Here is a 20,909-nt window from a genome sequence, read left to right on the forward strand (position 1 = left end):
GCACGATTCATCAGAGCACGACTCATCAGGGCACGATGCAAAGCGCCCCGGCCATGGCCGGGGCGCTGCATTTCTAGGGTGGGTGTCGCCGCTCAGCGCGGCAGCGGGGTGAAGCCGCGGGTCAGCGCATCGACGTCGCTGGCCGCGTCGCCCGGGTCGGCGGTGATACGCAGCGCCGGGTGCGCTCGCAGCGCCTGCCACGCTTGCTTTAGTGCCTGTGGCGTGACCTCGGCGACCGCCGCGGCGAGGTGACGGCGACGCTCGAAGTCGACCTCCGGATAGGCCAGGTTCTGCCACAGGCGGTCGGCGCGCTCCTCCAGCGACTGGTCGCGGGTCAACAGCTGCTGGCGCACCGCTTCGCGGTAGGGCGCGAGTTCACTGGCGTCGAGGGTGTCGATACGCTGGTCGAAGCGGGCCAGGAAGGCATCCATGCGCGCGTCGATCTTGGCGCTGTCGGCGCTCGGCGACTGCACCAGCAGGCTGAGGCCAGGGGCGTCCAGCAGCGGCGCGTAGCCGGCGTTGACGATATAGCCGAGCTGCTCGTCGGTGCGCAGTTGGGCGAAGAAGGGCGGGCCGATCAGCTGGCCGAGCACGGCCAGGCGCGCCTGGCTGGCCAGCGAGCGATCGGGGCCCTGGAGATAGCGCAGCACCGCTGAATCGTCGCGGGCGGTATTCGGGTGCAGCACCGGGGCATCGGCCGGCACTTCGAGTGCGCTGAGCGGCGGGATGTCGTCGGCGTGCAGCCGCGGCGCGAGCGCGTTGGCCACCAGCAGGCCTTCGCGTCGCGCGAGCTCGGCGTCCAGGTTGCCCACCGCCATACCCTGCAGGTAGAGCTGGCCGAGGAAGTGCCGGCGGTAGTCACGCACGTCCTGCACGTCGATCTCATCGAGCGCCGCGAGCATGTTGCGGGTGCTGATCTGCGGGCGCATCAGCGCCTCGCCGAGGGTGCGCTGCATCTGCTGGTAGAGCGCATCCTGGGGGGCGTTGCGCCAGCTGCGCGCCAGCCCCTGCTTGACCCGGGCGAGGCTATCGGCACTGATCTCGCCGTGCTGGAGCTGTTCGATCACGGTCTGCATCAGGCGCACCTGGTGGTCGCGCCAGCCGGAGAAAGCCAGGGTAATGCCGCGCCCGTGGGCATAGGCGACGAACTCCTGGCCGGCCAGCGAGGCCGGGTAGAAGCGCTCGTTGAGCCCATCGTTGAGCCAGCCTGCCAGCAGCCGCGTGAGCACGGCGTGGCGCGCATCGCTGGCGGCCTGGGGAGACTGCAGGCTGAAACGCCACTCGACCCGGGGCGCGCCGAAATCGCTGTCCGCCTGGTACCAGAGTTCGACGCTCGGCGTGTCGACGAGGCGCTCGGGCTCGGCGGCAGGGAACGTCTCGACGCTCAGGTCGTCGGCGATATAGGGGTTGGGCGCGGGCAGCCCGAGGCCGTCGAGGGGTTGCGCCTCGGGCCACTGGGACACCCGGGTCAGCGTATAGGGGGCGGCGAAGTAGGGCGTGGTCTGCGCGCCCTCGACCTCGGGGCCGCTGTAGACCCGCAGCAGGTTGTCCGGGGTGAGCCGGTCGAGCAGCGCCTCGATGGCCGCGGGGTCGAAGTGATCCATGCGGTAGGGCGCATACTGCACGTCGGCGAGCGGATAGTAGGCGAGGCTCATGGCCAGGCTGCTCACTGTCTGGATCGGCTCCTGGCGCTGCTGGAAGCGGAACGCCTGCTGGGCCAGGTCGGCCTGTTCGCGGTAGCGCCACGCCTCCACACCCTGGTCACGCAGGCGCTGAATCTGAGCGAACAGGCTGGCCTGGATCTGGTCGAGATGCGCCACGCCTTCGTCAGTGAGACTGATCGAGACGTCGAACAGGGCGTGGCGGCCGTCCGCCTCGCGGGTGCCGGCGGAGAGCCCGTCGGCCCAGCCCTGGCGGCGCAGCGCGGCGAGCAGGCTGCCTTCGCCCTCGTGGCCGAGCAGGTTGGCGACGTAGGCATCGGGCTTGTCGGCATAGTCACCGATGGGGTCGGCGATCGGGAACAGGAACTCGACGCGCTGGCGGCTCTCGTGGGTCTTGACCCGCAGGCGTGCCGGCAGCTGGCCGGGCAGCGCCAGCGGGGTGTCGATCTGCGGCCGCGAGAGGTTGTGGTCGGCGATCGCCGCGAAGCGGCTGCGCACCTCCTGCTCCAGCGTGTCCAGCGGCTGCGGCGCGAGCACCACCAGATGCATCACGTTGGCGTCGTAGTGGGCGCGGTAGAAGTCGACCAGCGCCTGACGCAGCGGGCGCTTATCGCTGTTGAGGGTGTCGAGGTTGCCGACCGAGAAGTGGTTGATCGGGTGCTCGGGGTTAAGCGCCTTGCCCAGCGCTTCGGCGATACCGCGGGCGTCGTCGGCGCGGCGTGCCTGGTACTCCGAGTTCACCGCGTGGCGTTCACGGTCGACGTACTCCGGGTTGAACTGGGGCGAGACGAAGAACTGAGCGAAGCGGTCCAGCGCCTCGGGGAAGGCCTGGGGGTCGACATCGAAATAGAAATTGGTGTCCTGGGCCGCGGTGAACGCATTGTGCGAGCCGCCGTTGCGCTGGATGAAGCTCTGGTAGCCGTCCGGATCGGGATAGCCCGCGGTGCCCAGGAACAGCATGTGTTCGAGGAAGTGCGCCAGCCCCGGCATGTCGGCGGGGTCGTTGTCGCTGCCCACCGAGACGTCCATGGCCGCTGCCGCCTTGTCGGCCTCGGGGTCGCTGATCAGCAGCACCTCGAGCCCATTGGCGAGGGTGAGGGCGCGATAGGCGCGGCTGTCGTTGGGGCTCTGGATCGGCGTGTCGCCGGTCGCTGGCGGCGCCTCGGCGGCGGCTGTCTCGGCCGTTGGCGCCAGCGACGCGGCCTGGCAGACGCCGAGCAGGGCCATGAGGCCGAGTCCGGCCAGCCAGGCGCAGGCGGACGATCGCGATATCCTCGGTTGAGGCATGAATGCTCCCTTGTCGGCTATGTCTAAGTAAACGCTGCATCAATCCCTGCGCGGACTCGGCGTCCGCAGCGAATCGCTAAGTTGCGTGGCACGGGTGCGCTAGCCCGGTCGAATACTATGTGCCAGACAACCACGGTGCCAAACAACCAAGGTGCCAAACAGCCACGGGGTCCAAACGACCGCGTGTGGGCTAGGCGGACCACACCTGCATCGGGCCGGTGGGGTAGGCGCAGGCCCAATCCTGATGCGCCGGATCGTTGATTCGCTTGGAGACCGGAAACGCCCCCAGAAGTTCCGGTGGCGCCGGGGTCAGCCACTCGCGCGCCTTTACCGCCGGGATCTCCTCGGCCAGCCAGGTATCCAGGGCCGCCAGCGGCACGATCGCCGGCAGGCGGTCGGTGAGCGCGCCGAGGAAGGTCGAGGTGGGAACCGTGATCAGCGCGAAGGAGTCGCGCGCGGGGCCGTGGTCCTGACGGTAGCGGGTCCACAGGCCGGCCAGCAGCAGCGGCGCGCGCTCGACCTGGGTCACCAGATAGGGCTGCTTGCCGCGCACGCTCTGCTGCCACACGAAGACCCCGGTCACCGGAACCACGCAGCGCCGGGTGGCGAACGCTTCGCGGAACATCGGGCGGCTCTCCAGCGACTCCGCACGGGCGCAGTGCGGGGCATGGTCGAGCACTCCCAGCCAGTCGGGCGTGAGGCCCCAGAACGCCTCGCACAGTCGCGTGCTGCCGGCATCCCGGCGCAGGATCGAGACCCACTGCCGCGGCGCCACGTTGGGGCTCAGGCGGGGTTGCTGGCGCTGTCCCAGCGCCGCCAGCGACGGGTGGCGTGTCCAGTCGTCGATATGTAGGCGACCGGCCATGGTCTCTCCTCAAAAGGGGGATCGAAAGGGCGTGAGTCGAGGGCGTCGATGGCGCTTGCGGGAGTCTAGCACGCCGCCCCTGGCGGGGCCTCGCCGCGATGCCGGTATTACGGGCAAAAGCCTCGCGAAATCGATGTGTTAGCCGTATGGACGCTTGCGTTTGCAGAGATTAGCGATATGCTGGGAAACGCTGTTCGATTTTAAATCGACAACAACATTCCCGCATCCGGCGGGGCGTGACAGCGACTGATGATTTTCCGAGCGAGGAATTCGATGGCTCGACCCCGACAGCATGCGCCCGAGGCGCTTCATGCCCAGGTGATGGCGGCATGCGATGCCTGGTTGCAGGGCAATTCGGTGCATACGCTGTCGCTGCGCTCACTGGCGCGAGACGTGGGCTGCGCACCGAGCACGCTGCTCAAGCTCTACGGCAGCTTCAGCAATCTGCTGCAGTACGTCAACATCGAGACCCTCGATCGTATGGGCGCGGCGGTTGCCGGGCTCGAGGAGGCCGAACCCGAGCCGCAGCTCAAGGCGCTGGCCACCGCCTACTGGCAATACGCCCAGCACGAGCCCTATCGCTGGCAGATGCTGTTCGAGTATCCGCTGGCGGAAGAGGGCGAGCTCGACGAGCGGCAGAACCATATCATCGAGGCGCTGTTCGTGCGCGTCGAGGCGGCCCTGCGGCGCCATCAGCCGGCGCTCTCCGCGGTCGAGGCACGGCGCATGGCGCGTACCCTGTGGGGCAGCGTGCACGGTCTGGTCCAGCTCGGGCTCAATGACCGTCTCGGTTACTGGCAGGGGCAACCGATGGAGGTCGGCGAGCTGCTCGACCAGTTGCTTTCGACCACCCTGCGCGGCCTGCGGCATCTGCCGGACGCGACGTGAGCCGGGCGCTGCTCGCGCGACGTCGCTTCGCGCCCTTCTTCTGGACCCAGGCGCTCGGCGCCTTCAATGACAACCTGTTCAAGAACGTCCTGCTGCTGCTGCTGACCTTCGTCGCCGTGCCGCGCTATGGCTGGGACACGGGGCTGCTCACCAATCTGGCGGCGGGGCTGTTCATCCTCCCGTTCTTCCTGTTCTCCGCCTGGGGCGGCACCCTGGCCGACCATCTCGACAAGCAGCGCCTGGTGCGTCGGCTCAAGCTGCTGGAGCTGGTGACCATGCTCGCCGCGGCCGCGGCGGTATGGTTCGAGCTGTTCGCGCTGCTGCTGGGGCTGCTGTTCATGATGGGCACCCAGTCGGCGCTGTTCGGTCCGGTCAAGTACGCCATCCTGCCCCAGCACCTGGCGGCGACCGAGCTGGTCAAGGGCAACGCCTGGGTCAACCTGGGTACCTTCGTCTCGATTCTGCTTGGTACGCTGCTGGCCGGGGTGCTGGCCTCACTGGATGGCGCCCTGGGCCGCGCGGCGATCGCGCTGGCGCTGGTGGCGGTGGCGCTGGCCGGGCTGGTCGCCAGTTTCGGCGTGCCGCCGGCGCCGCCCAGTGCCACCGGGCGAGTCGCCTGGCGTCCGCTTTCGGGTACCCTCGAGGTGATGCGCGACGGGCTGCGCCAGCGCCGCCTGCGCCTGGCGCTGATTGGGATCAGCTTCTTCTGGTTCCTGGGCGCCTGCTATCTGACCCAGCTGCCGGCCTGGGTGCGCGATGTGGCCCACGGCGAGGAGGGCGCGGTGAGCTTTCTGCTCGGTGCCTTCGCGCTCGGGGTGGGCGCCGGCGCGCTGCTCTGCGCACGGCTCTCGGCCGGGCGCCTGGAGCTGGGGCTGGTGCCCCTCGGGGTGCTGGTGATCGGGGTCGCGGGGATCGAGCTGGCGGGCACCGCGGTGCCGGCCCAGGCGTCGTTGCCGCTGGTCTCGCTGCTGGGGAGCACCGAGTTCTGGCGCATGAGTACGCTGCTGGCGCTGGTCGGTCTCGGCGGCGGGCTCTACAGCGTGCCCCTCTACACCCTGATGCAGCTGGCCAGCCCCGAAGCGCAGCGGGCGCGCATGATCGCCGCCAACAACATCCTCAATGCGCTGTTCATGATCGGCTCGGCGCTGTTCGGGATCGTCGTGCTCAGCCTGCTGTCGCTGTCGCTGGCGACGCTGTTCTACTGCCTGGGCTGGGCCGCGCTGCTGGTGGGCATCGGGCTGCTGATCCGCAACCCGCGCCCGGCGCTGCGACTGCTGATCTTCGTGCTGGTGCGTCTGGTCTATCGGCTGCGCTTTCGCGACCGCCACCACATTCCCGCCACCGGCCCGGCACTGGTGGTGTGCAACCACGTCAGCTTCATGGATGCGCTGGTCCTCGGTGGCGCCTGTCCGCGGCCACTGCGCTTCATGATGGACCGGCCGATCTACGAGTCGCCCTGGCTCAACTGGTTCTTCCGTATCGCCGGGGCCATCCCGGTGGACTCCGACCGGCGCGATCCGGGCGGCGTGCGTCGCGCCCTCGACGAGGTCAGCCGGGCGCTGTGCCACGACGAGGTGGTGATGATCTTCCCCGAGGGGCGGTTGACGCCGGATGGCGAGGTGCATGCCTTCCGCCGCGGTCTGGAGCTGGTGCTGGCGCGCAACCCGGTACCGGTGGTGCCGGCGGCGCTGGGTGGGCTGTGGGGCTCGTGGACCTCCAACTGCGGCGGCAAGGCGCTGACCAAATGGCCACGCCGGGTGCGCGCTCGGGTGATCCTGGCCTTCGGTGAGCCGGTCAACGCCCGCGAGGCGACCCGGGGGCTGCTTGAGACCCGGGTGCGAGCGCTCAAGCAGCGTGCCGACGAGGAGCTGGCCCGGCGTCGCGGTGGGCTGATCTGATCCCGGCGAGTGCGGGCTGGGCGACGACGACGTGGGTGGCGCCGTCGGCGGCCCCGGGTGTTACTCGCCGCTGCGCCGCCTGACCCCCAACTGCCAGCAGCGTACCGAGGTGATCAGGTTCTCCTTGATCTCCAGAATCTCCAGCCGCGTGGTGCCGATCTGCAGGCAGGCCGCGGCATCGGGGAAGGATTCGAGCTGCTCCAGAATCAGCCCATTGAGGGTCTTGGGGCCGTCGGTAGGCAGTTGCCACCCCAGCGCCTTGTTGAGTTCGCGGATATTGGCGGTGCCTTCGATCACGTAGGCGCCGTCGGTCTGCGGATGGATATCGCGATAGGTTCCGGCTACGTCGGTGGTGAACTCGCCGACGATCTCCTCGAGGATATCCTCCAGCGTCGCCAGCCCCTGCACGTCACCGTATTCGTCCACGACCACGCCGATACGCCGCTTCTGCTGCTGGAAGTTGAGCAACTGGGTATGCAGCGGGGTGGATTCGGGGATGAAGTAGGGCTCCCGCGCCTCCTGCACGATCGCCGCCTTGGTGAGATCGGGCTTGGCCAGGAAGCGTGAGGCGTTGCGCAGGTGCAGGATGCCGACGATGTTGTTGATATCGCCCTTGTAGATCGGCAGGCGGGTGTGCTGGCTCTGGCGGATCTGGGCAAGCAGGGCGTCGAGGTCGTCATCGAGATCGAGCCCGACCACCTCGTGACGCGGCACCATGATGTCGTTGACGGTGACATTCTCGAGATCGAGGATCGACAGCAGCATGGCCTGGTGGCGGCTGGGGATCAGCGATCCGGCTTCGTGGACGACGCTGCGCAGCTCGTCGCGGGTGAGATTGTCCTTGCCCGCCTCGAGCTGCTTGACCCCGAGCAGACGCAGCAGATTGTTGGAGATCGCGTTGACCAGCCACACCAGCGGATAGAACACACGCAGCAGCGGTGCCAGCACCAGCGAGGCGGGCAGGGCGATGCGATCGGGCTTGATCGCGGCGTAGGTCTTGGGGGTCACCTCGCCGAAGATCAGTACCACGATGGTCAGCACCAGGGTAGCGATGGCGGGGCCGGAGACATCGCCGAAGAAGTGAATGGCGACGATGGTGGCGATGGAGGCGGCCAGGTTGTTGACCAGGTTGTTGCCGATCAGGATCACCCCGAGCAGGCGATCGGGGCGCTTTAGCAGTTCGACCACGCGCTTGGCTGCGCGGCCGCCGCTGTTGGCCTGGTGGTTCAGGCGATAGCGGTTGATCGACATCATGCCGGTTTCGGAGCTGGAGAAGAATGCCGACAGGCAGACCAGCACGAAGAGCAGGCCCAGCATCAGGCCCAAGGGTATGTCGTCGTTCAAGACGGCGCTTTCCTCTTGTTCGTTGAAACGCCCCCGGCGCTGCCGAGCCGCCGGTAGGTGCGTCGAGACAGAGCCGATATCACGGCCGCGAGCCGCTCGCTCGTTCGAGCTTGGCCCGAGAGCGGCGCGCGCGCAACCGCCAAGCGTTCAAGGCTCGGCATGATCCTGGCGTCAGGCGTTGTAGTGAAAAATGTACTCGAGCACGAACTTGGTGCCGAAGAAGGCCAGCACCAGCACGCCGACACCGGCCAGCGTCCAGCGTACCGCCCTGGGCCCGCGCCAGCCGAGGTAGTGATGGCCGGCGAGCAGCGCGGCGAAGATCAACCAGGCCAGCATCGATAGGATGGTCTTGTGCGCCAGGTGCTGGGCGAACAGGTTGTCGACGAACACGAAGCCGCTGACGATGGCTACCGTCAGCAGCAGCATGCCGCACCAGATCAGTTCGAACAGCAGTTGCTCCATGCGCGTGAGCGGCGGTAGCACCTGAACGATGCCCAGGGTCTGGCGCTGCTTCAGCGCATGGTGCTGGAACGCCAGCAGCACCGCCTGTACCGCGGCGATGGCGAAGAACGAAAATGCCGCGACCGAGCTGAGGATATGGAAGTAGAGGCCGGGGGAGATCCCCGATTCGGTCATGGTGCTGGGCATGCCGATGGCGGCGACGATGGTGATGGCGGCCACCGGGAAGACGCACACGCCGGCATTCAGCACCGGCTTGAACAGGCTGAACAGCAGCAGCAGTGCCACCACCACCCAGCCGATCAGGGTCGCGCTCTGGGTCAGGCCCATGTGCAGTCCGCGCGGGCCGAGCAGGGTCAGGCCGACGATCACGCCATGGCAGAGCAGCGCGATCGTCCCGGCGCTGCGCACCCAGCGCGGGCGTTCGGCGACGCGCCGGGCCAGGCTCAGGCTCTGCCAGAGTCCGGCGGCGAGATAGCAGACGATAGCGACCAGGGCGAAGGGAAGCGCCGGCATCGGTGTCAAAGCCTCATGGAGCGGCCGCGAGGCGCCCGCCCGAACGGTGAAGGAGTATCGAAATCAATCCTGTGCATAGCGTCCGCTACTATACCCAATCGGCGTCGCGGCGCCCAGCCGTGACCCCGGCCGCCGGGGGATGGCGCGGCTGTCCTGCATCGGTACGTGGAGAGACGTGGCGCTCACGCGTATAATGGTCGGCCACATTCTTTTTCAGCGGCGCCGCGATCCCCTGGTCGAACCCTGCGGTGCCCGGCATCGCCGCCCGGAGCGTTCCATGTTCGAAAGTCTCTCCAATCGCCTGTCGCAGACGCTGAAGTCGATCACCGGCCAGGCGCGCCTGACCGAAGACAACATCAAGGACACCCTGCGCGAAGTGCGTCGCGCCCTGCTCGAGGCCGACGTCGCGCTGCCGGTGGTCAAGGATTTCGTCGATCGCGTGCGCGAGCGCGCGGTGGGTCAGGAGGTCTCCAAGAGCCTCTCCCCGGGCCAGCAGTTCGTCAAGATCGTGCAGCAGGAGCTGGAAGCGATCATGGGCCAGGCCAACGAGGCGCTGAGCCTCAAGGGCTCGCCGGCGGTAGTGCTGATGGCGGGTCTGCAGGGGGCGGGCAAGACCACCTCGGTGGCCAAGCTGGCCAAGTACCTGCGCGAACGCGAGAAGAAGAAGGTGCTGGTGGTCTCCGCCGACGTCTATCGGCCTGCCGCCATCGACCAGCTCGAGACCCTGGCGCGGGAGGTCGAGGTCGACTTCTTCCCGTCGACCAGCGCCGAGCAGCCGGTGGCGATCGCCGAGGCGGCGATCAAGCACGCCAAGATCCAGTTCCATGACGTGGTGCTGGTCGACACCGCCGGCCGCCTGGCGGTGGACGAGGCGATGATGGCCGAGATCCAGGCGCTGCACCGGGCGATCCAGCCGCAGGAAACCCTGTTCGTGGTCGACGCCATGACCGGTCAGGATGCCGCCAACACCGCCAAGGCGTTCCACGATGCGCTGCCGCTGACCGGGGTCATCCTGACCAAGGCCGATGGTGACGCGCGTGGCGGTGCCGCGCTCTCGGTGCGCCACATCACCGGCAAGCCGATCAAGTTCATGGGCATGGGCGAGAAGGTCGAGGCGCTGGAGCCGTTCCATCCTGACCGCGTCGCCTCGCGCATTCTCGGCATGGGCGACGTGCTGTCGCTGATCGAGGAAGCCGAGCGCAACGTCGACAAGGGCAAGGCCGAGCAGCTCGCCAAGAAGGTCAAGAAGGGCCAGGGCTTCGATCTCGAAGACTTCCGCGACCAGCTGCAGCAGCTCAAGAAGATGGGCGGCATGGGCGGCTTGATGTCGAAGCTGCCCGGCATGGGGCAGATGGCCGAGATGGCCCAGAACAAGGGCGCCGAGCAGGAGTTCGGCAAGCTCGAGGCGCTGATCAACTCGATGACCCCGCAGGAGCGGCGCAAGCCTGAGATCATCAACGGCTCGCGCAAGCGGCGCATCGCTACCGGTGCCGGTCTCCAGGTGCCCGATCTCAACCGTCTGCTCAAGCAGCACAAGCAGATGCAGAAGATGATGAAGAAGGCCGGCCAGAAGGGCGGCATGCAGAAGATGATGCGCGGCATGTCGGGCATGATGGGCGGCGGTGGCGGCCCGGGTGGCCCCGGCGGTATGGGGGGCATGGGCGGCATGGGCGGCGGCGGTTTCCCCTGGCGCTGAGCCGGCCGCCTGCGCTCGTCCGGCGGTGGCGAACCTCAACAAAAGGTTTCCAAATGGCGGGCTTTTCCGTAGAATGCTGCGTCTTCGTCTCGGGCCTACGCCCGGGAAGACTCGATTCCGTGGCGTAACGATTCACTTAACCGAAGGATTATCAACGCAATGGTTACCATTCGTCTGGCACGTGGTGGCGCCAAGAAGCGTCCCTTCTATCACCTGACCGTCAGCGACTCTCGCGTTTCCCGCGACGGCCGCTTCATCGAGCGCGTCGGTTTCTTCAACCCGATCGCGCGCGGTCAGGAAGAGCGTCTGCGCGTCGATCTCGACCGCGTCGCTCACTGGGAGTCCCAGGGCGCGCAGGTCTCCGACCGCGTCGCTGAGCTGGTCAAAGAAGCACGCAAGGCCCAGGCCTGAGTTCGAACGTGATGTCGGCAGCGGCGCATGACGACGACCCGCAGCAGGTGCTGCTGGGCCGCCTGACCAGCCCGCACGGCGTCAAGGGTTGGCTCAAGGTCTATTCGTACACCAGCCCGGCCGAGGGCATCTTCGACTACCCCGTGTGGACGTTGACGCTCAACGGCCAGCGCGAGACGCGTAAGCTGCTCGAGGCGCGCCCGCAAGGCAAGGCACTGGTGGTACGGCTGGAAGGCGTCGACACCCGCGAGCTGGCCGAGCAATGGGCCGGCGCCGACGTGTCGGTGGCCAAGTCGGCGCTGCCGACGCTGGAAGACGGCGAGTTCTACTGGCATCAGCTGGAGGGGCTCGACGTGGTGACCCGTGAGGGCGTCAGGCTGGGCCGGGTCGATCATCTGTTCGAGACCGGTGCCAATGACGTGCTGGTGGTCAAGCCCGGCACCGACAGCGTGGACGATCGTGAACGGCTGCTGCCGTTTCTGCCCGACGACGTGATCGTCGCGGTGGATCTCGCCGCCGGCGAGATGACGGTCGATTGGGACCCGACGTTCTAGCTTCCCGCGCAGGCGGGGGCAAGAGCGCGGCAGGGGAGGAGAAGCGTACCGTGTGGATAGGTGTCGTCTCCCTGTTCCCGGAGATGTTCGAGGCCATTACCCGGCACGGCGTGACCGGTCGGGCCGTGGAGCGAGGCCTGCTCGAGATGGCCTTGTGGAATCCTCGGGACTACGCCACGGACAGACATCGCACGGTCGACGATCGCCCCTACGGTGGAGGTCCCGGCATGCTGATGAAGGTGGCGACACTGCGCGCGGCGCTCGATGAGGCCCGCCGCAGCGCCGCCGCCGAGGGCCGGCGCCCGACGGTGATCTACCTCTCGCCGCAGGGTCGGCGGCTGGATCAGGCCGGCGCCAGGGAACTGGCTGCCCGCGAGAGTCTGATCGTGGTCGCCGGGCGCTACGAAGGCATCGACGAGCGTGTGGTCGACGCCGATATCGACGAAGAGTGGTCGATCGGTGACTACGTGCTCAGCGGCGGCGAGCTGCCGGCGATGGTGCTGATCGACGCGCTATCCCGTGAGGTGCCCGGGGTGCTCGGCCACAGCGACTCGGCGAGCGAGGACTCCTTCGCCAGCGGTCTGCTCGACTGCCCGCACTACACCCGCCCCGAGGTGATCGATGGTCACCGGGTGCCGGAGGTACTGCTCAGCGGCAATCACGCGGCGATCCGGCGCTGGCGCCTGAAGCAATCTCTCGGACGCACCTGGCTCAGGCGTCCGGATCTGTTGGAGAGCCGAACGTTGGACCGCGAGCAGCAGCTGCTGCTCGACGAGTTCATCGAGGAACACGTCGCACGCGACGGCGGTGCATGAGGCAAGGCGCCTGCATGCGTCACTCACAGTCCGATTCCGCGCTGGTTCAGCGAACTCGCGCCGGGATCACGGAGCGCCCCCCGGGGCACTCCTCTCAAACCAGGAGCAAGACATGAGCAGCAAGAACAAGGTGATCCAGGCGCTCGAGAACGAGCAGATGAACAAGGACATCCCGGCCTTCGCCCCCGGCGATACCGTGGTCGTCCAGGTCAAGGTCGTGGAAGGTAACCGCGAGCGTCTGCAGGCCTTCGAAGGCGTGGTCATCGGCAAGCGTAGCCGCGGTCTGAACTCCGCCTTCACCGTGCGCAAGATCTCCCACGGTGTCGGCGTCGAGCGTACCTTCCAGACCTACAGCCCGCTGGTTGCCGGTATCGAAGTCAAGCGTCGCGGCGACGTGCGTCAGGCCAAGCTCTACTACCTCCGCGAGCGCAGCGGCAAATCCGCGCGTATCAAGGAAAAGCTGGGCTGAGTGCGGTGATGCCCCGGCACCTGTTGGCCGGGGCGATGGCATCGCCACCCGAGAAGACCCCGTGCGCGTTCGGCGCACGGGGTCTTCTGCGTTATGCTGCGGGGTCGAGCCAATCCTGCCGATGATCATGAGAGGGTGTTTACAAAATGCCTGCGCTCGACGATACAGCGTTGAAATCGACCTCAAAGTACTCATTTACACCGCGTAAACTCCGTCTTTTCGGCCGATTTCGCCTTGTCTCGCCTTCGCTCGTCGAATTTGTAAACACCCTCTGAGCCCATGAGCCTATGAACGATCATGACCGCCGCGATGCCTTTCTCGATGCGCTGTGGCTCGAGCGCGGCGTCAGCGAGCACACGCTGAGCGCCTATCGCCACGACCTGTCGACCTGGATCGGCTTTCTCGAGAGCCGTGATGAGCGGCTGCTGGCGCCCGCCGAAAACAGCGTCAACGCTTTCGTCGATGGCCGTCGCGAGACTTACCATGCGCGCTCGGTGGCGCGGCTGCTGTCGTGTCTACGGCGCTTCTATCGCTGGGCACTGGGCGAGGGGCTGATCGCCCATGACCCCCTGGCCGAGATCGAGCCGCCGAAGATCAGCCCCGGGCTGCCGGCGACCCTCGACGAGCGCGACGTCGAGCGACTGCTGGCAGCGCCGGATGTCGACTCGGCGCTGGGCCTGCGCGATCGCGCCATGCTCGAGCTGCTCTACGCCTGCGGTCTGCGCGTCTCCGAACTGGTGGGGCTCAGCGTCGCGGCGGTCAATCTGCGTCAGGGCGTGGTACTGGTGCGCGGCAAGGGCGACAAGGAGCGGCTGGTGCCGCTGGGCGAAGAGGCCCTGAGCTGGCTCGAGCGCTATCTGCGGCAGGGGCGTGGCGAGCTGATGCGTGACATCCGTCAGCCGGCGCTGTTTCCCGGGCGCGCGGACGCCTGCATGACACGCCAGACCTTCTGGTACCGGATCAAGCACTACGCCCGCCTGGCAGCGATCGACAAGCCGCTGTCGCCGCACACCCTGCGCCACGCCTTCGCGACCCATTTATTGAATCATGGCGCCAATTTGCGTGTCGTACAGCTACTGCTGGGGCATAGTGATCTATCCACCACGCAGATCTACACGCATGTGGCCCAGGCCCGCCTGGAAGCCCTGCACGCCCAACATCATCCGAGAGGTTGAACATGAGAAGTCGCTCGACCCTGGCCGCACTGGCGCTGGCCGGACTCTGCCTGACGCCCGCTGCCTTCGCCAAGCCGCCCAGTGACCTGGCCGCCAAGCTCAATGCCCACAGCGGCCAGCCGCTGCCGATCGAGTCGATTGACGACTCGCCGCTGCCGGGGCTCTACGAGGTGCGGCTGAAGGGGGGCAACACGCTCTACGCGGATGCCAAGGGCGAGTACCTGATCGTCGGCGACCTCTATCAGAACGCCAAGGATGGCATGGTCAACCTGACCGAGCAGGCGGCCAATGCACGGCGCCAGGCGCTGATCGACAAGGTGCCGGAGGACCAGCGGGTGGTCTACAAGCCGGCGGGCAAGGTCAAGGCTCGGCTCACGGTGTTCACCGACACCACCTGCCCCTACTGCCACAAGCTGCATGCCGAGATGAACCAGCTCAACGCCATGGGCATCGAGGTCGACTATCTCGCCTTCCCGCGCATGGGGCCGGACTCCGACGCCGCGCGTCAGCTGGCCAAGGTGTGGTGTGCCGACAACCGCTCCGAGGCGATGAGTGCCGCTTTCCGCGGCGATGCGGTGGACGCCCCGGCGAGCTGTGATGCACCGATCGCCAAGCAGTACCAGTTGGGGATCGAGTCCGGCATCCAGGGTACCCCCGCGATCATCTTCCCCGATGGCAAGATGGTGCCTGGCTATCTGCCGGCCAAGCGCCTGGCGGCGATGCTCGGCATCGACCCCAACGCCAAGAGCTGAAAGCGGGCTCTGCCGCCGCTTGACAAGGGTGGCGGGGCTTTCTACCGTGACCGCCCCCGCGGCGTTGCAGCTGGCGCGAGGGGCGCGCGAAAAGGGCGGCCGGAGGGCATGGCCGACCCGGACCCAGGACCTGCGACAGCGGGCCTTCAGACAATCAGGCGACGCGGCAGGCTTGCCGCGCCGCGAGACAGGGGAGTGATATCTTGAAACCGGTGAGAGTGGGTATCTGCGGTTTGGGCACCGTGGGCGGTGGCACCTTCAATGTGCTGACGCGCAACGCCGACGAGATCGCGCGTCGCGCCGGTCGCCCGATCGTGATCGAGCAGGTCGGCGCGCGCCGCGACAACCCCGACTGCGACACCACCGGTATCAAGGTCACCCGCGACATCTTCGAGGTGGCGCGCAACCCCGATGTCGATGTGCTGGTCGAGCTGGTCGGCGGCTATGACGTCGCCCGCGAGCTGGTGATGACCGCCATCGAGCACGGCAAGCACGTGGTCACCGCCAACAAGGCGCTGATCGCGGTCTACGGCAACGAGATCTTCCGCGCCGCCCATGACAAAGGTGTGATCGTCGCCTTCGAGGCCGCGGTGGCCGGCGGTATCCCGGTGATCAAGTCACTCCGCGAGGGGCTCGGCGCCAACCGTATCCAGTGGCTCGCCGGCATCATCAACGGCACCGGCAACTACATCCTGACCCATATGCGCGACGAGGGCCGGGCGTTCGAGGACGTGCTCGCCGAGGCCCAGGCGCTGGGCTACGCCGAGGCCGACCCGACCTTCGACGTCGAAGGTATCGACGCCGCCCACAAGCTGACCATCCTTGCCTCGATCGCCTATGGCGTGCCGCTGCAGTTTGATCGCGCCTACACCGAGGGCATCGCGCGGATCACCGCGGAGGACGTCGAGCAGGCCGACAACCTCGGCTACACCATCAAGCACCTGGGCATCACCCGGCGCAGCGACAGCGGCGTCGAGCTGCGCGTGCATCCGACCCTGATCCCCAAGGAGCGCCTGCTGGCCAATGTCCACGGGGTCAAGAACGCCATTGCGGTGATGGGCGACGCCACCGGCCCGACGCTCTACTACGGCGCCGGTGCCGGGGCCGAACCGACCGCCTCGGCGGTGGTCGCGGATCTGCTCGACGTGGCCCGCGACATCACCACCGCGCACCACTACCGGGTGCCCTATCTGGCCTTCAGCGGGGTCAACGACGAGGTCAATGCGCTGCCGATCCTGCCGATGGAGGATATCGTCACCGCCTACTACCTGCGCCTGCTGGCGGTGGATCGTCCCGGGGTGCTGGCGCGGGTCGCCACCATCCTCTCCGAGCACGGCATCTCGATCGAAGCGATCATCCAGAAAGAGGCCACCGAGGGCGAGCTGGTGCCGATCATCCTGATGACTCACCGCACCCGCGAGCAGCACATGAACGAGGCGATCCGCCAGCTCGAGTCGCTGGCCGATATCGCCGGTCCGGTGACGCGGATTCGGGTCGAGTCCCTGGACGAGCAGGAATAAGTCGCGACTGACAGCACGGGCGAGCAGCCCAGGACCGAGTGGAAACCAAGATGCGTTATATCAGTACGCGCGGGCAGGCGCCGGCGCTGAATTTCGAGGAAGTGGTGTTGACCGGTCTGGCCAGCGATGGCGGGCTCTACGTGCCTGAGACGGTGCCCCAGCTGTCGGCGGAGACGCTGGCGGGGATGGCGGGGCTGTCGTATGCCGAGATCGCCTTCCAGGTGATGCAGCCGTTCGTCGGCGGCGAGATCGATGACGACACCTTCCGCGGCCTGGTTCACGATGCCTACGCTACCTTCAGCCACGAGGCGGTGGTGCCGCTGAACCAGCTCGACGCCAATCACTTCCTGCTCGAGCTGTTCCACGGCCCCACGCTGGCGTTCAAGGACGTCGCGCTGCAGCTGCTGGGGCGCATCCTCGATCACTTCCTGGCCAAGCGTGGCGAGCGCGCGGTGATCATGGGCGCCACCTCCGGCGATACCGGCTCGGCGGCGATCGAGGGCTGCCGCCACTGCGACCATCTCGATATCTTCATCCTGCACCCGCACAACCGCGTCTCCGAGGTGCAGCGGCGGCAGATGACCACGGTGCTCGCCGATAACGTCTTCAATATCGCCATCGAGGGCAACTTCGACGATGCCCAGGCGATGGTCAAGGCGAGCTTCGCCGATCAGGCGTTCCTCGACGGCACCCGGCTGGTGGCGGTCAACTCGATCAACTGGGCGCGCATCATGGCCCAGATCGTCTACTACGTGGCCTCGGCGGTCGCTCTCGGTGCGCCGCATCGCGAGGTGAGCTTCTGCGTGCCCTCGGCCAACTTCGGCAACCTCTTCGCCGGTTACATGGCGAGCCAGATGGGGCTGCCGGTGAAGCAGTTCATCATCGCCACCAACGCCAACGACATCCTGCACCGCACGCTTGCCGACAACGATTTCTCCAAGCGTGAACTCGCCGCCACCCTGGCGCCGTCGATGGACATCGTGGTGTCGTCGAACTTCGAACGTCTGCTGTTCGATGCCTACGAGCGCGACGGCAGCGCGGTGCGCGAACTGCTCGAGCGCTTCCAGCGCGAGCCGGCGGCACTCGCCGAGGCACCGCTGGCACGGCTGCGCGAGAAGTTCTCGAGCTTCAGCGTCGATGACGAGACCATTCTCGAGGTGATCCGCGAGGCGCACCAGCGCACCAAGGAGCTGCTCGACCCGCATACCGCCACCGGCTATCGCGCCGTCGAGCGGGTGCGCGCCGACCGCGCTACGCCGATGATCACCCTTGCCACCGCGCACCCGGCCAAGTTCGCCGAGGCGGTGGTCAAGGCGGGTTTCACCGGGGCGCCGCTGCCGCCGCACATGGACGGCCTGCTCGAACGCGAGGAGCGCTACACGGTGCTGCCGGCGGAACTCGCCGCGGTTCAGCGCTTCGTCGCTGACAACCGCCGCTGAGGCGGCGGTCGCTGTGAGCGTCACGATGTCGACGTCGGCCCCAAGCGCCGCGACCTCCCTCGATCCGGCGGCGATCCGTCCGCGCCTGCTGCCGCGCGAGCGCGACGCGGCGCTCTACCGGCGCGCCCAGGCCGAGGGCCTGAGCGAGCTGCAGGCGCGGGTCCTGGCCGGGCGCCTGGCGGGCTATGCGGGGCCGCTGGCAGCGCTGACCGATCCGGCCCTGCGCCATCTCAGCCATCCCGAGCGGCTGGCCGATGCGCGCCGCGGGGCCGAGCGCATTGCGCGGGCGGTGAGCGAGGGCGAGCACATCGGTATCCTCACCGATTACGACGTCGACGGCATCACCTCCCACGTGGTGATCCTGCGCGCGCTGACCGAGCTGTTCGGCGTGCCCGCGACCCGCCTGCACAGCCTGATCGGCCACCGTATCAACGATGGTTACGGTATCAGTCTACCGCTGGTCGAGCGCACCCTGGCGCTCAAGCCACGTCCCAGCCTGGTGGTCACCGCCGACTGCGGCTCCTCCGACGAGCCGCGGATCGCTCGCCTGCGCGAGGCCGGTATCGATGTGGTGGTGACCGATCACCACGCGCTGCCGCTGGCGGGGCCGCCGGCCTCGGCCTACGCCACCATCAACCCCACCCGCGACGACTGCGACTATCCCGACAAGACCATCGCCGGCTGCATGGTGGCATGGCTGATGATGTCGCTCACCCGGGCGGTGCTGATCGAGCAGGGCGTGCTTTCCGCGTCGACGCCCAAGCTCGCGCCCTGGCTCTCCTACGTCGCCCTGGGCACGGTGGCTGACTGTGTCTCGCTGGGTGGCAGTGCCGCCAACCGCGCCGTGGTGAGCTATGGCCTGCGCCTGATCAACCGCATGCAGGCGCCGTGCTGGCGGGTGATGGCGGAGCGCCTGGGGGCCGACAGCGTGCCGTTCGACGCTGAGACCCTGGCCTTTCAGATGGGCCCGCGCATCAACGCGCGCTCGCGCCTCGACGACCCCTACGCTGCGCTGCACTTCATGCTGGCGACGGACGATGCTGTGGCCCGGCGCCACCTGCAGGTGCTCGACGACGACAACCAGGCGCGCAAGGCGCTGGAAGCGGACATGGTCGAGCAGGCCCGGGGGCTGGCGCTGGCACAGCTGGCCGAGGACCCGCCGGCGCTGGTGATCCATCTGCCGCAGGGCCACGCCGGGGTGCAGGGGATCGTCGCCTCGCGCCTGGTCCAGAGCTATGGACGTCCCACCCTGGTGCTGACCCCGGCCACCACGCCAGAGATGCTCACCGGCTCGGGGCGCTCGATCGAGGCGCTGCATCTGCGTGATGCCCTGCAGCGCGCCCATGAGCTGGCACCGGAGAGTCTGCCGCGTTTCGGCGGGCATCGCGGTGCCGCCGGCGTGGGGGTACCGCTGGGCGAACTCGAGCGTTTCCGCGACGCCTTTTTGCAGGCGGTGGATGAGCAGCTGGGCGGGCGCGAACTCTATCCGGTGGTATGGACCGACGGCGAGCTGGAGGCGGCGCAGCTCTCGCTGGCCACCCTCGACGAGCTGGCGGCGCTGGCACCCTATGGGCGCGAATTCGAGGCGCCGCTGTTCGAGGCCACCTTCCACGTCGAGCAGCTGCGTGCGGTGGGGGCGGAGGGCAACCACCTGATGCTGGAGCTCTCCCGCGACGCCAGCGTGACCCGCGCCATCTGGTTTCGCGCCCTGGCGCCGGGGGCGCCGCATCCGATCGCCGTGGGCGACCGCGTCCGCTGTGGCTTCAAGCTCTCGCGCAACCGCTGGAAAGGGCGCGAGTCGCTGCAGTTGATGGTCGAGCACGCCGAACGCCTGAGCGGCTGATATCCGCGCGGGTGCAGGCCCGAACCGGCTGCCGCTACGCTATCCACTCCCTTGGCGGAATTGACGCTATCATTGGCTGTCTCGCGCACCGCGAGCGACGCAGCGGCGCCACAAGCGCCGCGCTTTCCGCCAGGCCGGCGGCGCCACCGCGCCACGGCGATGGTCATACAACGCCAAGGGAACCCTCGATGGACAGCCCCCAGATCCGTCACCGCACGCACGAAGACGTGCTCGCCATTCTGCTCGGGTCGGCCTGCGCCGCGCTCGGCGTGGTGCTCTATCAGCACGCCGAGATTCTGATCGGCAGTACGGCGGGTATCTCGCTGCTGATCAGCTACGCCACCGGCTGGCCCTTCGGGCCGGTGTTCTTCGTGGTCAACCTGCCGTTCTACTGGCTCGCCTGGCAGCGGATCGGGCACCAGTTCACGCTCAAGACCTTCGCCGCCATTGCGCTGCTCTCCTGGCTCAGCTGGCATATCGCCGACTGGATCGAGATCGGAAAGGTGACGCCGCTGTTCGCGGCGCTGATGGGCGGGGCGCTGATCGGACTGGGGGTGCTCTCGCTGTTTCGCCATCGCGGCAGCCTGGGCGGCTTCAATATCCTCGCGCTGCACCTGCACGATCGCTATGGCTGGAGCGCGGGCAAGGTGCAGCTGGCGCTCGATGGTCTGGTGATGCTGGCCGCGTTCGCCGTGCTACCGGTGAGCAACGTGCTCTACTCGATCCTGGGGGCGGCGGTGCTCAGCGGCATTCTCACCCTCAACCACCGCCCGGGGCGCTATACCGGGGTCAGCCGCAGCTGAGCGGTACGCGTCAATAGCAGGGCCACAGCCCCGGTGTCACCAGCTCGATCAGATGCCCGTCCGGGTCGCGGAAGTAGAGGCTCTCGCTGCCCCGTGGCCAGCGGGTGCGCCCCTCGATGATCACCCCTTCGGCGTCGAGATGCGCCTCCCAGGCGGAGAGCCGGTCGGCACTGATCGCCAGCGCCACGTGCTGGCGCCCGGTGCCGTCGTGGGGCGGAATCGTGCCCATGCCGTCAGGTAGCGTCACCGTGGTGTCGGTCTCGCCGCGCTGGAACACCAGCAGCATGCTGGCGCCCACCGGGTAGGCGAGAAAGCGCTCGTCGGCGAGGTGTGGCTCCAGACCCAGGACGCGCTCGAAGAACGCCCGGGCGCGGGCCTTGTCGGCGGTATAGAGCACGCTCTCGACGATCCCGTCGAGCGGCGGCGCGCTAGCGCTGGCAGTAGCGGATAGTTCGGACATGAGACCTCCTGTCTAACGGTGTGGCGTTCAATTTTTGAGCCAGAACCACCACAC

18 protein-coding genes are annotated in these 20,909 nt (G+C 67.7%); 13 read left to right on the top strand and 5 right to left on the bottom strand.

The window, feature by feature from the left end; all coding sequences use genetic code 11:
- Window positions 1-92: 92 nt before the first annotated feature.
- Both QO259_RS02350 and QO259_RS02355 read right to left on the bottom strand, forming a co-directional pair.
- Window positions 93-2,888, bottom strand: a complete 2,796-nt coding sequence (locus QO259_RS02350; RefSeq protein WP_285951655.1) for an insulinase family protein — start codon at window positions 2,886-2,888, stop codon at window positions 93-95.
- 250 nt (window positions 2,889-3,138) lie between these two features.
- On the bottom strand, window positions 3,139-3,813 hold the full coding sequence (locus tag QO259_RS02355) for an SOS response-associated peptidase (RefSeq protein ID WP_285951656.1): 675 nt from the start codon (window positions 3,811-3,813) through the stop codon (window positions 3,139-3,141).
- 273 nt (window positions 3,814-4,086) lie between these two features.
- On the opposite strand from QO259_RS02355, the gene QO259_RS02360 reads away from it, so the two are divergent.
- Both QO259_RS02360 and QO259_RS02365 read left to right on the top strand, forming a co-directional pair.
- Window positions 4,087-4,701, top strand: a complete 615-nt coding sequence (locus tag QO259_RS02360; protein ID WP_285951657.1) for a TetR/AcrR family transcriptional regulator — start codon at window positions 4,087-4,089, stop codon at window positions 4,699-4,701.
- The gene (locus QO259_RS02365) at window positions 4,698-6,599 is read left to right on the top strand and encodes an MFS transporter (RefSeq protein ID WP_285951658.1); all 1,902 of its coding nucleotides are present in this window, start codon (window positions 4,698-4,700) and stop codon (window positions 6,597-6,599) included. The genes QO259_RS02360 and QO259_RS02365 overlap by 4 nt, the downstream gene beginning before the upstream one ends.
- A gap of 60 nt (window positions 6,600-6,659) precedes the next feature.
- Here the strand turns inward: QO259_RS02365 and QO259_RS02370 are convergent, their stop codons facing one another.
- On the bottom strand, window positions 6,660-7,943 hold the full coding sequence (locus QO259_RS02370) for an HlyC/CorC family transporter (protein ID WP_285951659.1): 1,284 nt from the start codon (window positions 7,941-7,943) through the stop codon (window positions 6,660-6,662).
- Between the two features lie 171 nt (window positions 7,944-8,114).
- On the bottom strand, window positions 8,115-8,918 hold the full coding sequence (locus QO259_RS02375) for a cytochrome C assembly family protein (RefSeq protein WP_285951660.1): 804 nt from the start codon (window positions 8,916-8,918) through the stop codon (window positions 8,115-8,117).
- 277 nt (window positions 8,919-9,195) lie between these two features.
- Here QO259_RS02375 and ffh point away from each other — a divergent pair, with 277 nt between their 5' ends.
- From ffh to QO259_RS02430, 11 genes are all read left to right on the top strand, one after another.
- Window positions 9,196-10,614, top strand: coding sequence for a signal recognition particle protein (gene ffh / locus QO259_RS02380; RefSeq protein ID WP_285951661.1), 1,419 nt, complete (start codon window positions 9,196-9,198; stop codon window positions 10,612-10,614).
- 159 nt (window positions 10,615-10,773) lie between these two features.
- Window positions 10,774-11,025, top strand: a complete 252-nt coding sequence (gene rpsP / locus QO259_RS02385) for a 30S ribosomal protein S16 (protein ID WP_110674742.1) — start codon at window positions 10,774-10,776, stop codon at window positions 11,023-11,025.
- An 11-nt stretch (window positions 11,026-11,036) separates the two neighbouring features.
- Complete coding sequence (gene rimM / locus QO259_RS02390; RefSeq protein ID WP_285952722.1) at window positions 11,037-11,579, top strand: ribosome maturation factor RimM; 543 nt, start codon at window positions 11,037-11,039, stop codon at window positions 11,577-11,579.
- Window positions 11,580-11,629: 50 nt separating this feature from the next.
- Window positions 11,630-12,394, top strand: coding sequence for a tRNA (guanosine(37)-N1)-methyltransferase TrmD (trmD, locus tag QO259_RS02395; protein WP_285951662.1), 765 nt, complete (start codon window positions 11,630-11,632; stop codon window positions 12,392-12,394).
- Between the two features lie 112 nt (window positions 12,395-12,506).
- The gene (gene rplS / locus QO259_RS02400) at window positions 12,507-12,863 is read left to right on the top strand and encodes a 50S ribosomal protein L19 (protein ID WP_035475366.1); all 357 of its coding nucleotides are present in this window, start codon (window positions 12,507-12,509) and stop codon (window positions 12,861-12,863) included.
- 287 nt (window positions 12,864-13,150) lie between these two features.
- A complete protein-coding gene (gene xerD, locus QO259_RS02405; RefSeq protein WP_285951663.1) occupies window positions 13,151-14,038 on the top strand; it encodes a site-specific tyrosine recombinase XerD in 888 nt (295 codons plus the stop codon).
- Between the two features lie 2 nt (window positions 14,039-14,040).
- Window positions 14,041-14,790, top strand: coding sequence for a DsbC family protein (locus QO259_RS02410; protein ID WP_285951664.1), 750 nt, complete (start codon window positions 14,041-14,043; stop codon window positions 14,788-14,790).
- Window positions 14,791-14,993: 203 nt separating this feature from the next.
- The gene (locus QO259_RS02415) at window positions 14,994-16,310 is read left to right on the top strand and encodes a homoserine dehydrogenase (RefSeq protein WP_035475370.1); all 1,317 of its coding nucleotides are present in this window, start codon (window positions 14,994-14,996) and stop codon (window positions 16,308-16,310) included.
- A 50-nt stretch (window positions 16,311-16,360) separates the two neighbouring features.
- Window positions 16,361-17,749 (top strand): threonine synthase, encoded by a 1,389-nt coding sequence (thrC, locus tag QO259_RS02420; protein WP_285951665.1) that lies wholly within the window; start codon window positions 16,361-16,363, stop codon window positions 17,747-17,749.
- Between the two features lie 25 nt (window positions 17,750-17,774).
- Entirely contained in the window at window positions 17,775-19,592 is a 1,818-nt protein-coding gene (locus QO259_RS02425) for a single-stranded-DNA-specific exonuclease RecJ (RefSeq protein ID WP_285951666.1), read from the top strand.
- Window positions 19,593-19,780: 188 nt separating this feature from the next.
- On the top strand, window positions 19,781-20,395 hold the full coding sequence (locus QO259_RS02430; protein ID WP_285951667.1) for a YitT family protein: 615 nt from the start codon (window positions 19,781-19,783) through the stop codon (window positions 20,393-20,395).
- A gap of 10 nt (window positions 20,396-20,405) precedes the next feature.
- Here QO259_RS02430 and QO259_RS02435 read toward each other — a convergent pair whose 3' ends face one another.
- The gene (locus tag QO259_RS02435; RefSeq protein WP_285951668.1) at window positions 20,406-20,855 is read right to left on the bottom strand and encodes a VOC family protein; all 450 of its coding nucleotides are present in this window, start codon (window positions 20,853-20,855) and stop codon (window positions 20,406-20,408) included.
- Window positions 20,856-20,909 lie beyond the last annotated feature (54 nt).

The sequence above is a fragment of the Salinicola sp. JS01 genome (assembly GCF_030284585.1).
In the GTDB taxonomy this organism is placed as follows: Bacteria; Pseudomonadota; Gammaproteobacteria; order Pseudomonadales; family Halomonadaceae; genus Salinicola.